This window comes from Archangium gephyra (genome assembly GCF_042230915.1).
Classification (GTDB): Bacteria; Myxococcota; Myxococcia; order Myxococcales; family Myxococcaceae; genus Archangium; species Archangium gephyra_B.
On the sequence record NZ_CP102578.1, the window covers coordinates 8918947 to 8932190 of the forward strand.

12 protein-coding genes are annotated in these 13244 nt (G+C 69.8%); 9 read left to right on the plus strand and 3 right to left on the minus strand.

Annotation, left to right across the window (positions count from 1 at the left end; all coding sequences use genetic code 11):
• Window positions 1-23 precede the first annotated feature (23 nt).
• Window positions 24-1406, plus strand: coding sequence for a hypothetical protein (locus tag NR798_RS34890; RefSeq protein WP_375766867.1), 1383 nt, complete (start codon window positions 24-26; stop codon window positions 1404-1406).
• Between the two features lie 2 nt (window positions 1407-1408).
• Window positions 1409-2236, plus strand: a complete 828-nt coding sequence (locus NR798_RS34895; protein ID WP_375766868.1) for a hypothetical protein — start codon at window positions 1409-1411, stop codon at window positions 2234-2236.
• A 28-nt stretch (window positions 2237-2264) separates the two neighbouring features.
• On the opposite strand, the gene NR798_RS34900 is transcribed toward NR798_RS34895, so the two are convergent.
• Window positions 2265-2660, minus strand: a complete 396-nt coding sequence (locus NR798_RS34900; protein WP_375766869.1) for a YkgJ family cysteine cluster protein — start codon at window positions 2658-2660, stop codon at window positions 2265-2267.
• Between the two features lie 90 nt (window positions 2661-2750).
• Between NR798_RS34900 and NR798_RS34905 the strand changes: the two genes are divergently transcribed.
• Window positions 2751-3206, plus strand: coding sequence for a hypothetical protein (locus tag NR798_RS34905; protein WP_375766870.1), 456 nt, complete (start codon window positions 2751-2753; stop codon window positions 3204-3206).
• A 64-nt stretch (window positions 3207-3270) separates the two neighbouring features.
• Here the strand turns inward: NR798_RS34905 and NR798_RS34910 are convergent, their stop codons facing one another.
• Window positions 3271-3558, minus strand: a complete 288-nt coding sequence (locus tag NR798_RS34910) for a hypothetical protein (RefSeq protein ID WP_375766871.1) — start codon at window positions 3556-3558, stop codon at window positions 3271-3273.
• Window positions 3559-3800: 242 nt separating this feature from the next.
• Here NR798_RS34910 and NR798_RS34915 point away from each other — a divergent pair, with 242 nt between their 5' ends.
• The 6 genes from NR798_RS34915 to NR798_RS34940 all read left to right on the plus strand — a co-directional run bounded on the left by NR798_RS34915 (window position 3801) and on the right by NR798_RS34940 (window position 10812).
• Window positions 3801-4136: a hypothetical protein gene (locus tag NR798_RS34915; RefSeq protein WP_375766872.1), complete on the plus strand. Its 336-nt coding sequence runs from the start codon at window positions 3801-3803 to the stop codon at window positions 4134-4136.
• A gap of 108 nt (window positions 4137-4244) precedes the next feature.
• Entirely contained in the window at window positions 4245-7238 is a 2994-nt protein-coding gene (locus tag NR798_RS34920; protein WP_375766873.1) for a tetratricopeptide repeat protein, read from the plus strand.
• A gap of 247 nt (window positions 7239-7485) precedes the next feature.
• The gene (locus NR798_RS34925) at window positions 7486-7923 is read left to right on the plus strand and encodes a hypothetical protein (RefSeq protein ID WP_375766874.1); all 438 of its coding nucleotides are present in this window, start codon (window positions 7486-7488) and stop codon (window positions 7921-7923) included.
• A 92-nt stretch (window positions 7924-8015) separates the two neighbouring features.
• Window positions 8016-8843, plus strand: coding sequence for a hypothetical protein (locus NR798_RS34930; protein ID WP_375766875.1), 828 nt, complete (start codon window positions 8016-8018; stop codon window positions 8841-8843).
• Window positions 8844-8982: 139 nt separating this feature from the next.
• Complete coding sequence (locus tag NR798_RS34935) at window positions 8983-9750, plus strand: thioesterase II family protein (protein WP_375766876.1); 768 nt, start codon at window positions 8983-8985, stop codon at window positions 9748-9750.
• A gap of 81 nt (window positions 9751-9831) precedes the next feature.
• Window positions 9832-10812 carry a hypothetical protein gene (locus tag NR798_RS34940; protein WP_375766877.1) on the plus strand — a complete coding sequence of 327 codons (981 nt, stop codon included), beginning with the start codon at window positions 9832-9834 and terminating at the stop codon, window positions 10810-10812.
• Between the two features lie 75 nt (window positions 10813-10887).
• Here NR798_RS34940 and NR798_RS34945 read toward each other — a convergent pair whose 3' ends face one another.
• Window positions 10888-13107, minus strand: a complete 2220-nt coding sequence (locus NR798_RS34945) for a M4 family metallopeptidase (RefSeq protein WP_375766878.1) — start codon at window positions 13105-13107, stop codon at window positions 10888-10890.
• Window positions 13108-13244 lie beyond the last annotated feature (137 nt).

The window sequence follows — 13244 nt, forward strand, 5'->3', positions numbered from 1 at the left end:
CCGGGTGTGTATAGCTCCAGGGCATGTCGTACGCCCCCCGCTCCCACCGAGGCACGGCAGCGGCCCTGCTGGCCCTGGCCGCCTGCACCCTGCTGGCCGGCTGTGCCATGGCTCCGCACTGGCACCCGGAACATGCACGTCCGCATCCGCCGAGTTCCTGGCGGCTGTCCTCCGCTCCCGCGGCTCCCCTTCCTCCCACTACGCCCTGGTGGGAGGACTACCGCCCGCGCATTCCCCGGGAGCAGGACACCTGCGCCCTGTTGCAGCAGTCCGCACAGGTGGACGAGCGGGTGCGTCTGGCCGCGAATCACTCCCTCCAGTCCCAGCAAGCCCTTGCCCTGTGGTCCTGGCTCGCCAGGGCACCGCTGTCACCTGGCACCTTCGCCCCCCGCACCGCCCTCGCCTGGCTGTCGCGCCATGCCCTGAAGCAGGGCCGGCAGTTGTCTGCCTCCGAGCTGCGCCTCCTGTGCGAGCGGTTCCTCGTCCTCGTCGTCATGCGGCCCGACGGCTATCTCGCCTCTACCTCCAGCGGCCAGCCTTCCCAGCGCATGGGGGAGGTGGCGTTGCGGGATGGCACCCTCATGGCCGGAAACTTCGTCGTCGGCCGCCTCTACCTCTCTCGGGGTGGAGTCTTCTACCCGCTGGACGATGAGCTCCGCCTCTCCAGCGACATTCCCCTGGGCGAACTGGGGCTGGAGAAGGATCTCGTCAACACGGCGCTGGACGGTGCCGCGGACGCCTTCGCGGAGACCACACTCGCCCTGGCCGCCAGCCTGACGGACGTGGACGGCACACTGCAGGGCCTGCGCCAGCTCCCCACCGTCGTGGCCACCCTCATCGAGGCCTCACCCGAGTACTTCGCCCGCTACCGGGACAGGCCGCTGCAGGAGCAGGTCCGGGAGGCCTCCCGGCTGTCCACGCACCTGCTCATGCTGGCGGGAGGAGCGGCGGGTACGGGCGTGCGCATGGCCGGTGCGGGGGTGCGGCTGCCGGTGTTGCGGCTCGGCGCCCAGGGGCTGCTGGCGGTGGAAGAGGTGGCCGTGCCGCTGGGGACGGTGACCGCCGCACTGGGCAGCGGAGTGGGAGCCCTGGTCCTGATGTCCGCGCCACCACCACCCGACCCGGATGCGGCGCGCGCCCTGTACGACAAGGGAATGCAGGAGGCGCGCAAGGCTTTTCCCCACCTGGCCGGTGGCCCCAAGCAGAAGCATCACTTTCACCCCCGTTATCTCGACGGTCCGGACAACGGCCCCACCGTGGACTTGGATCCCGCCTATCATCAGCTCATCACCAATGAGTTCCGGCGTCTGGCGGGTTATGGAAAGAGACCGCCACGGCTCAACGTCGTTCTGGAAATCATGAAGAAGGTCTACGCCAGATACCCTCTCCCCGGGATTCATTTTTGATCATGCGGGAACTCCTCGAGGTGCGGCTTTTCGCGGACGAGGCGAAACGGGTTCTTCCTCCTGACGTAGGACGGGAGACAGGCTTGTCACGCCGGGTATTGCTCGAGCTGGACGACCCACTTGTCGAGCGGATACGTCAGCATGAGCAGGAGATGCGCGGGCAGGACTCGGTCCTGGTCACCTATTGGGAAATCCACCGGAAATACACGCAAAGGGAATTGAAGGATGCCAGGCTCCTCTGGCTCAAAGTGCGCCCCTGGTTCGAGCCAACAGGCGAAGACTGCGGCACGGTGTATGATGAAACGAAGGCCTGTCCGAAGTGTGCTTTCGGCGCCAGACAAGTGGGCCCGCTGCACCTCGAGTTGGAGCGTATACCCAAGAGGGACATCGCCCGGACCCTGGGTGGAGAAATCGTGGTGTCGGCGCGGCTGGCCGAGGAGATGAAAGCCGCGGGCATGCGTGGCTACGAGCTGGGACCCGTGGTGAGTCGGCAAGGCAAGCCGACCCCACACTGGTACCAGCTCCTGCTGCCCGAATGCTTGGTTGAGCTGGCGCCCGAAACCCGGGTGGGTGCCGATTTCTTCGTCCCAGAGCCCGATGAGGCCCGCTGCCCGGCGGGGCATGTGGTGGGGTTCGACGTCCTCTCCGAGGTCCACGTCCAGCGCTCCAGCGTGGGCGAGGCGGACTGGCTGTGCACGCGCCAGGCAGTGGGCCAGCGCCTGGGTCCCTACCGCCCACTTCCCCTGCTGCTCATCTCCCAGCGGCTGTACCAACTCCTCACGGCGCGCAAGGTGAAGCGCTTCGACGTGGAAGTGGCCCACCTCGATTGATCGCGCGGCGGACCGGGACACTCCCGGCTCAATCGAGGCCCTTGCGTCCGCGGAAGCGCTGTCGAAGGAAGCGTCGGGCGTGGCCGATGGCAATCAGCCGCTGGGCCTTGCGCACCACCGCCTGGGCCTCCTCCAGGGTGACCCGCTGCTCGACGAGGGACTCCGCGAGCAGGCACTGGTACGCCGCGCAGCTCGACGGACGGTCTTTGTAGATCTTACAGTCACGGCCCTCGAGCGCCGCGCAACGCTGCGCAAGCACCTGCGTCCCGCTCCGCAGTTGCTTGATGGGAATGCCGAGGGCGCGCAGACGCTCCAGTTCTTCCGGCTCGAGCCCCACGTGGCTGAAGAGGCTGCCATCGCAGCACAGCCCGCAGCCGCGGCAGAGGACCGAGAGCGGAGATTCGGGTATGCCAGGAGCCGTCACGAACCTCAGATAACCACCGCCCCTCCCCACGGCTCGTTCTTGCGAGGGGGCAGGCGAGGGCTCGCCCGAGTGCAGGAGAAGGAACACGCGATGTCCAGACCGGACGAAACGGACGGATTCGAGCCCCTCCACGTCGTGCACGCCATCCACGATGCATGGCCGCTGCAGGGCATCGCCGGCTACGGCGGCAGGCCTCACGCCTTCGAGCGCAGGTTCGACGAAGAGCGCGACGATTACGCACCCGACTACGAGCTCTGGCCCATCGACGAGGAGACCGTCCAGTGGGCCCTGGAGCAATCGGCCATCTTCGTCCGGTGGAGGGAGGCGTTCGATGCCAGGCGGACCCGCATGGAGACCTTCCCCGCCCTCCCCGAGGAGCGCCTCCGGTACGAGGAGTTGGAGGCGCTCCTGGTCAATCGGCTGAACCGGCCGGCCGGGGCAGGAACCTTCCGGGCCCTCCCCCAGTTCAAGGACCTCGACCTTGGCGCCAGGATGACAGGTCAGGTGCGGTGGACACCGCTCTCCCCTTCTCCCGGCTCCGATTGAAGTACCAGCCCGATGGGCGGAATCTCTCTCCTCCACCCCACCGGATTCCGCCATCACCGGCGCTTCACCAGACCTTCGTTTCGGCCGCGCGGAGCGCGCATCCCCTCCGGCTACAATCGACCAGCTTGCTGTCCAGAGACACGGGAATGTCCCAGGTCTGAGCACCCCGCACCACCACTGGCTCCGCGATGCTCTTGACCACCACGGGCTGCTCGATGATGCACCGCACCAGGGGCTCCGGCTTGGCGGCATGAGCCTGTGGAACCAAACCACCGGCACTGGTCGCATACAGGTTCAACGCCAGAAGCACCACGATCGCCACCAGCAGGGATTTCGTCGTCTTGTCTGTCATGAGGCGCGCCACACTACCCAGTTGATGCGGGCTGTCGAAAAAGCCGCCAAGCAGCCGGAGAGGACCTCCGACTGCTCACCATTGCGCAGATGGCCGCGGATCCACCCCATGTGTTGATAGTTCTCCACCTGGAAGGAAAACACTCCGGGTCTCGGTTGATTTGACTCCAAGAGAAGCCCATAAGCCACCCCCCACGGGTGCCCAAAGGCGCGCCGTGCCCCGAAAAAGAAGAGAGGGAGTCGATGACCTTGAACCGCATCATCCTGGGAGTGGTTGCCGCATTGACGCTGACGCTGTCTGGCTGTTCGAACCTGGACTGCGATGGCAGCGGCAATTCGTGCGTCTGCGAGAACGGCGATTGCACGCAGAAGTGCTCGGGCGGCAACTGCCAGCTCAGCTGCACCGGAGAGAACTGCAAGCTGGACTGCCCGGGCGGCAACTGCCAGCTCGCCTGTGTCGGCGCCACGAGCTGTGAGCTGACGAGCTGTACCTCGAACTGCAGTGTCTCGTGCGGCGGGGCGGCCACCTGCAGCTCGAGTTGCAAGAACTCGTCATCGGGCTGCACGACCGCGCCGTAACGCGCACCCAGCACATCTCGAGGGCCCGGTGTCCGCATCCCGGGCCCTCCCTCACGGCAGGTGCCCTCATGGGAGTGGTAGGCTCGGGAGCCTCCCGCCCCTGACCCCATGGCCTGCCTCGACGAAGCCACCTTCACGGAACTGCTGCTCGGCGAGTTGCCCCGAGAGCGCGCGGCGGAGGTGGATGCGCACCTCGACGCCTGTCCCTCCTGCCGGCGGATGGTGGCCGAGGCCCTGCGCGCCAATACGCCCGTCCCCTCGCAGGCCACCCCCGTCGGGCCCGCCCCCATGGCGACGCCGGACCGCCCCAGCCGCCTACCCGCTGGCGAGCCCGTGCTGGAGCGCGGTACCGCCGTGGGCCGCTACCTCGTCCTGGAGAAGCTGGCCGCCGGCGGCATGGGCGTGGTGTACGCCGCCTATGACCCGGAGCTCGACCGGCGCGTGGCGCTCAAGCTGCTGCGGGCCTCCGCGCTCGGGCTCGACGCGGAGGAAGGCCGCCAGCACCTGCTGCGCGAGGCCCAGGCCATGGCCCGCGTCTCCCACCCGCACGTCGTCCCCGTGTACGACGTGGGCACCTTCGGCCACCAGGTCTTCCTCGCCATGGAGCTGGTGGAAGCCCAGACGCTTCGCCAGTGGCTGAAGGCCGCTCAGCGCACCTGGCACCAGGTGCTCGCCCTCTTCGTGGACGCGGGCCGGGGCCTCGCCGCCGCGCATGCCGCCGGGGTGGTGCACGGGGACTTCAAGCCCGACAACCTCCTGGTGGGCACCGACGGCCGCATCCGCATCACCGACTTCGGGCTGGCCCACACCGCCTCCTCCGCGACGGAGAGCACCCCCGTCACCGGCGGCACGCCCGCGTACATGGCCCCGGAGCAGCTCACCCCCGGAGTCCGGGCTGATGTCCGCAGCGACCAGTTCTCCTTCTGCGTGACGCTGTACGAGGCCCTCTACGGCGAGCGCCCCTTCGCGGGCTCCTCCGTCCGGGAGGTCTCCGCCGAGCGCCTCTCGGGCCGGGTGCTCCCCGCGCCCAAGGGCACGCAGGTGCCGCCGTGGCTGCGGCGCGTGGTGCTGCGCGGCATGGCCGTCTCCCCCGCCGAGCGCTACCCCTCGCTGGAGGCCCTGCTCGCCGCGCTGCGGGATGACCTGGGCGTGCGCACGAGGCGGCGCCTGCGATGGGCCGGGGGCCTCGGCCTGCTGCTGGGCGCCGTCGGCGTCACCCATGGCGTGCACACGCGCGCCGCCCGGCAATGCGGCGACACGGCGCACGCCTTCGACGGGGTGTGGGACGAGGCGACCCGCCAGCGCATCGAGGCCGCGTTCCTCGCCACCGGCCGGCCCTTCGCCGCGGAGGCCTGGCCCCGCGTGCGGCAGGTGCTCGATGCGTACACCACCACCTGGGCGGCCGAGCGCACCGCCACGTGCGAGGCCACGCGCGTGCGGCACGAGCAGTCCGAGGAGGTGCTCGCCCAGCGCCTGCGCTGCCTCGACGGACGGCTCGCGGAGCTGACCGCGCTCTCCCGCATCTTCACCGAGGCGGATGCCGAGGTGGTCGAGCAGGCGCCGCGCGCGGCGAAGGGGCTGGCCCCGGTGGCCACCTGCGCGGATGCCACCCCGCGCGCCCTCCCCGCGGACCCGGCCGCACGCGAGCGCGCCGAGGAGCTCCACCGCACCCTCGTCCAGGCTCGCGTCCTCCAAGCGGCGGGCAAATACAAACAAGGCGTCGCCCGGATGGAGCCCGCGGCGGCGGCGGCGAAGGACTCGGGAGACCGCCATGGCGCGGCCGAGGCCTTCCTCCTGCTGGGCGAGCTGCGCCAGAAGGCGGGCGACTGGCCCGGCGCGGAGTCCGCCCTCTTCGAGGCCCTGCGGGCCGCGGAGGCCGGGCGCAACGACGAGGCCGCGGCGCGTGCCTGGATTCTGCTGGTGCGCGTGACGGGCGAACAGCTCGAGCAATACGACATGGCCGGGCGCTGGCGCGAGCGTGCCGAGGCGGCCATCGAGCGGCTGGGCGGCAACGAGGTGCTGCGCGCCCAGCTCCTCACCTACTCGGCCACCACGCTGTATGCCCAGGGCCGTTACGCGGAGGCGGCCGAGCAGCAGGAGGCGGCGCTCGTCCGGCTGGAGAAGGCCTTCGGGCCCGACAGCCTGGAGGCGGCGGACGTCCGCCAGGACTTGGGGAGCGCGAGGCTGGCCCAGGGCCGGGTGGACGAGGGGCTCGCGCACCTGAGGCGCGTGGTGGAGCTGCGCCGCGCGGCCCTGGGCGAGGAGCACCCGGACGTGGCGAGGGCACGGCTCGCGCTCGGCGAGGCGCACTGGCAGGAGCGCGATGCCGCCGAGGCGGAGCGTTTGTCGCGTGGCGCGCTGGAGTCGCTGGAGCGCTCACTGGGCCCGGAGCACCCCAGCGTGGGCGATGCGCTCAACCTGCTCGCCCTCGCGCTCCAGTCGCAGAAGCGGCTGGACGAGGCACTGCTCCTGTTCGAGCGCGCGCTGCGCCTCGTGGAGAAGACAGAGGGCCCGGACAGCACCGGCGCGGCGGCGATCGAGCACAACCTCGCCGCCGTGCTGTCCCAGCAGGGGCGGCTGGACGAGGCCGTGGTGCGCTTCCAGGAGGTGCTGGCGCGCAAGGAGAAGAAGCTCGGGCCGGGCCATCCCCAGCTCGTGCCGGTGCTGCGCTTCCTGGGCAACACGTTGCGCAAGCAGCAGCGGCACGGCGAGGCCCTGGTGCACCTGGAGCGCGCCGTCACCCTCCAGGTGTCCCAACCGGATGACGCCCTCTCCGGCTGGACGGGGGTGCACCTGGACCTGGGCCGGGCACTCCTGGAGGCGGACAAGCCCCGAGACGCGCTCGTGCCGCTGGAGAAGGCCCTGGCCGGCTGGGAGCGCGCGCATCCCACGCCCGTCGAGCGCGCCAACACCCGCCTCCTGCTCGCGCGGGCGCTGTGGGAAGCGCGGTCGGACCGGACCCGGGCGCTGCGTCTGGCGCACGAGGCTCGCACGGTGGCCCTCGAGGCGGGCGACGCGGGGGGGCGGGTGCTCGAGGCCGTGGATGCGTGGCTCGCCGGGAAATCCGCCCCCGTGCCCGCGCAAGAGCACACACCCCGGTAAATCCGGCGGGGGGTGGCTGGAAAAGCCGCGGCCGCGCGGAATGCACCCGCGGCCCAGACCCACTCTCCCCCCAGAACGCGAAATCCCGCGCAGTTCTGACAAGTGATTGCCCGTCCCGGAATGGACAGACACTTCATCTCCTTTTAAAAGTCGGGCAAAGACAGACGAGCGCGCGGACGGACTCATGCGAATCCTTGCTTCGGACCGGGCCGGTCCTGGTCCACACACCCAGCAAAGGAGCTCATCCATGTCTCAGCTTCGTCTGTCGTTCAGCGCGCTCGTCATCACTGGCATGCTCTTCACCGCCGCTTGCGGTCCGCAGTCCGAGGACGCCTCCACCGGGTCCAACACCTCCCACGTGCAGCAGCAGGAGAGCACCGGGGCGAAGCCGGGCACCGGCCAGTTCTGCGGTGGCTTCGCCGCCATCCAGTGCCCCGAGGGGCAGGTCTGCGTGGATGACCCCAACGACAGCTGCGATCCCACCACGGGCGGCGCCGACTGCGGTGGCATCTGCGTGAAGGGCACCAGCCAGGCCGCGGAGAAGAAGAAGTGCGACTACAACGACCCTACCCGGTACTACGCCGCTCGCAGTCCGGAGGAGTGCGCCGCCGTCACCTTCATCTGCGTCGAGGGCCAGACGGCGTTCTTCGACAACTGCGGCTGTGGCTGCGAGACGACCCGGTGAGCTGAAACTCCCGCGGCCACACCGTGGGACCGGAGCCCTGGCGGCTCGAAATTCCGCCAGGGTTCCGCCAGGGATTGCTAGGATTGCCGTCCATGAGAGTGATTCCCTGGCTTCTGGGTGCCTTCCTGGTCATCTCCTGTCATGGCCCGCGAGCGGGCACCGTGCCGGAAGAGCCCCCCACGTGCGTGCTCGACGCCCAGCCCGAGCTCATCCCGGTGCCGAACCCCAAACCGGGCGAGCTGAATGAGTTCTTCGAGCTACCCGATTCGCCCGCGTGGTGGGCACCGGCACCGATGGAGCCCGAGCGCGCTCGGTACCGGGCGGCGCTCGTGGCCCGGCTCGGCGAGGAGGGCCTGCGGCAGCGCGCCCTGCTCGAGCGGCAGCACGCCATCCATGCCGCGATGGCCGGCAAGCCCATGCAGCGCGAGGCGGAGAACACCGGGCGCGTCCTGGACGGGAGCGCCGGGCAGCATGGCCTGGCGAGCTGCCTGGAGTGGCGGCTGTTCCAGCGCCAGGCGCGGCGCTACCCCATCCTCGAGCACCCCACCGAGTTCGGGGCCTACATCCTGCGCGGGCACGGGCGGCTGCGGGTGTACATGTCCGGCGGCGACAGCGTCGGCGGTCAGCTGCGGCACGAGGTGAGTGACCGGGTGGCGGCGGACGCGGCCAACGGCTTCGAGCCCGTGGCGCACCTCCACAACCACCCCTTCATGTTCGACCGCAAGCCGGGCGACCGCATGTACACCACCGAGGACTCGGTGAAGGACATCGGCGGGGCTCTCGCCCCCAGCCTCACGGACGTGCAGGCCTGGCGCAACATGCGCGCGGGGTTCGGCCTGAAGGGCGGATGGCTGACCAACGGGCTGGACAGCATCCACTACACGTCCGGGGACTTCGACCGGCTCTCCGCCTGGGACTGAGCGCCCGCGCCGGCAAGCCCGCGGGTGGAATCCCCTGCACTCCGGGTCTTTCCTCGTTTGACCGGGGATCTGTTCGATTTTCGTCTCGTCTGGGGGGTTGACGTGGCCCGCCCACCCTTCGCAGCATCAACGTCTCTCCATGCTCGTCCCTCCCGTCTACCGCCGATGGGTCACCTGCCCCGAGCCGCGCCCCCAGGCGAAGCTGCGGCTGTTCTGCTTCCACTTCGCCGGAGGTGACGCATCCGTCTTCCGGTTGTGGGCCAGACAGCTGCCCGCCTTCATGGAGGTCTGCCCCATCGAGCTGCCGGGCCGCGCCACCCGCCGGGGCGAGCCTCCCATCACCCGCTTCCCCGAGCTGCTCGACAAACTGGCGAGCATGATGCTCCCCTTCGTCAAGCAGATGCCCTTCGCCTTCTTCGGGCACAGCTTCGGCGGCGTCACCGCCTTCGAGCTGGCGCGCTGGCTGCGCCGCAGCGGGGGGCCGCTCCCGGTCCACCTCTTCCTCTCGGCCTCCCCGGCGATGCACATCCGGCAGGGTCCCCCGCGCCCCCTCAGCCACCTGTCGGACAAGGAGTTCCTGAAGGAAGTGGCCAGCCGGTTCGGCACGCCGTTGGAGGTGCTCTACAGCGAGGACTTCCGGCTCGGGGTGCTGCCCGCGCTGCGCACGGACGCGCTCGTCGGCGAGAGCTACCAGTACGCGCCCGAGCCTCCGCTGGACGTGCCCATCTCCTCCTTCGGGGCCTGGCAGGACACCGAGGTGAGCCACGAGGAAGCCAACTCCTGGCGGCTGCAGACCACGGGCCGCTTCCAGTTGCGCATGTTCCAGGGCAGCCACCTGTTCCTCTCCACCGAGCGGCCCCGCATCTACAAGGCCATGCTCGAGGACCTGGCGCCGCAATTTCAGTGACGGGGCGGGTGTTTCCCGGCATCTACCGCCCGCGCCCGGCCTCTCTGGCCACCAGGCAGGCGGCCGCCGAGGACCCCGCACGTGCTCATCCGGTATTCCGAGTGGAAGAAGCCCACCGACGCGGCCTACGCCTTCCAGCTGCGCGCCGCGGGCTCCGGGCAGGCAGGCGGCTTCTCCCCCGCGATCCCCGGGGCCGGCCTCCGCCGTGACATCCGGGAGGTCGCCCGCGAGGTCCTCGGGGACGGCGAGGCGGAGCGTTTCGAGCGCAAGCTGCAGCGCTGGCAGGGCCCGGAGGACGTGGTGGGCGGCGCGGGCGAGCAGCCGTACGCGGGCCAGCAGCTGACCTTCGAGGAGGCCTCGTGGCGGGAGGCCCTCACCCCGCGCGAGCTCGACGCGGTGATGCGCGGCCACGTCCGAGTGATGCGGAGCCGCGCCGGGCAGACGGACTACGTGCTGCGCGATCACCACATGCTCGACGTGGCCCTGTACCACTACCGGACGACGGGCGAGCTGCCCCGGACCCTCTTCCACGCGGACCGGCACTCGGACTGGTGCAAGGACAGCTACCTGGAGGCGCGCGTGCCGCCGCAGGCCGCCACCTGGTGGAAGCTCTTCGAGGGGCTGAAGCGGCCGGAGGGCTCGGCGCCCGTGCTCACCGAGGAGGACATCTTCTTCACCACCGCCAAGGCCGAGCCGACGGCGCGGATGACGGGGCGGGACGTGGGCTTCTCCACGCTCGTCCCCTGGTTCGTGGACACCGCGGCGCTGCACTGGCGGCAGGTGCTGGAGCGGCCCGGCGTCGTCGAGGCGGATTGGGTGTCGTTGGACCTGGACTACTTCCAGCCCGCGCCGCAGCTGCGGCTGAGCGGGGGGCTGATTCGCGACCCGCGCTTCCACGGGATGATGGAGCGGGCCCGGGTGCGCGTCTTCGTGCTCTCGCCCCAGTTCACCAATGGCGGCGACAAGGTGGACCCCTGGCAGGTCCAGGGCAGCCTCCCCTCGTCGCTGCGGCTGCTCAACCTGTTGCGCCGGTTGCCCGGCAACGTGCGGCGCGTCCCCTGAAAAGCGCAACGGGCGGCCCCCCGCTCCAGGTGGAGAGAGAGCCGCCCGCCCGTCAATCCCTACCGGCCGCCGGAACTACGGCTTGGTGTAGTTGATGGTCAGGTTGTAGGTCGCGGTGCCCGAGCCGGCGCCGTAGACCATGATGTACGCGCTGCTCTGACCCGCGGGCACCGTCACCGTGCACGTCTCGGAGGCGCCGGACGTGTTGGAGCGGCAGTCGTAGAGCGAGAGGGTGGCCGCCGAGCCGAAGCGCACGTACAGGTCGGGGTTGCGCTTGCCCGTCATGGTCACCTTGAAGGTGGTGCCAGCCACGACGCTGTAGGGGCCGAAGCTGTCGCTCGCGTTCTTGCCCACGCTGTCGCTGAGCGTCTCGGTCACCGGAGTGCCACCACCACCGCCGCCGCCACCACCGCCGTACGTGCCGGTGAGGGTCACGCCGGAGTAGCTGGAGTAGGCGTTGAGCATCACGTACCAGGTGCCCGCCTGCGGGTTGGTGAAGGGGCAGGACTCCGCGTTGCCGCTCGCATACGGACGGCAGTCGTAGGTGCTGGAGCTGGGAACGGCGCCGTAGCGCACGTACAGGTCCGCGTCACCCGTGCCGCCGCTGATGGCGAACGACAGGCTCGTCTGGCCCGCGGGCACATCGAGCGCGTAGTACTTCTTGTTGCCGGAGCTGCCCGAGAGGCTGCTCACCGGCACGCCGTTGGACAGCGGGTTGACCACCGGCGGCGGAGGCGGCACGCCCACGGCCTTCCAGGCCTCGTTCACCGCCAGGGACTCGGCCGAGCCCGCGCCGTAGAGCGCGTCGGCGGCCTGGAGGGTGTACGTCTTGGCCTGCTCGAAGGTGGTGCTGGCGGTGAAGAGGTCCGTGTTGGCCTTGTAGAAGATGCGGCCAGCCTTCTCCGGGCCAATGGCCGGCACCACGTTGGCCGACTTGCCGCGCGGGTGCACGCCGCCCTTGGAGAGCAGCGAGAACACCAGGTTGCTGATGCCCGAGCTGTAGTGCACGTCCACGCCCGAGGAGTAGTCGCCGTAGAAGTCGAGCGACACGCCGTCCTTCACCGGGTCATCCATGTAGCGGAGCGCGTCGTTCGCGGTGCCCGGCGTCCAGATATCCTCGCCGATCATGAAGACGTCCGCGTCCACCGCCCAGTTGCGCGTCCAGCTCTCGCACACGCCAGCGAAGATGTCGGACATGGACTCGTTGAGGCCGCCGGACTCGCCCGAGTAGATGAGGTCCGACTCGGTGTCCGTCACGGCGTGGGTCAGCTCGTGGACGGTGACGTCCAGGTCCTTGCCCAGCTCGATGGAGTCCGAGTTGTTGCCGTCGCCGTACACCATCTGGGTGCCGTCCCAGTAGGCGTTGACGTAGTTGGTGCCGTAGTGGACGGTGCTGATGAGCGTGGCGCCCGCGTTGTCGTACGAGTTGCGGCCGAAGAGCGTCGCGTAGCAGTTGTAGGTGGCGCCCAGCATGTCGTAGTTCATGTCGACATGGGCGTCGCCGATGGGCGCCTGGCCCTCGCTGCGCTTGAGCGTGCCCGGCGTGGTGGAGCCGTTGTTGGCCGAGTACACCTTGCGGTTGAGCGCCGTGTGGATGAGCGGGTTGACCAGCAGCACGCCGCCGCGCTGCGCGTCCACGTACACCAGGTCATCGGCGGGCATGCCGTCGCGCTCGCCCTTCACGCGCACCTCGTAGGCCAGCCGCGGCTCGCGGCTGCCCTCGGAGCTCAGGTAGACCAGGTTCGCGCTGCCCTGGGAGGAAGCGCCCCGCGCGGTGGAGCCGTCCACGGCGGCCTTCAGCGCGGCCCCGGGGGCCACCTTCGCGGCGGCGGACGCGAGCGAGCCATCCCGGGCCGAGCCGTTGGCCGCGTAGACATTGCCCGCCTCGTCCACGTGCACGACGAGCTCGCCGCCCACCACGCGCAGGCCGTTCTTCGTCTGCTGGAAGCGCAGGTGCTGGTGGCCCTGGGCGTCCACGCTGGCGCGCCGGAACACCAGGTCGTTCGCGTCGAGCCGGAACACCGGCGCCACCAGGCTCAGCGCCTCGCGCACGTCCGGCTGCGAGCGCAGCGCGCCCTGCGCCTGGGTGGCACGGCCGAACTGCCCCCGCACGGCGTAGGGCACGCCCTCGTCGCTGCCCAGCACCTGGGCTCCCTGGATGCGGGCCAGCGCGGACTGGATGTCGGCGTCATCGCCCCCCTGCACGGGCGCCTCGCCGTCCTGCATCGAACCGCACGCCGCCAGGCTCGCGCCCAGCCACGCCGCACAGAATGTCCTCAGGTACCGGTTGCTCACGAAGAACTCCTCTGAAGAAGAGGCGTCTTTCTTGACATACCCGTTGCTTGCGACTCAAGGCACTGTGATGATTTTCAGGATTTTTTCTGATTGGTTTGTGTAAACGCGGACGTGTGGCCACTTGGTTGTTCACCGTT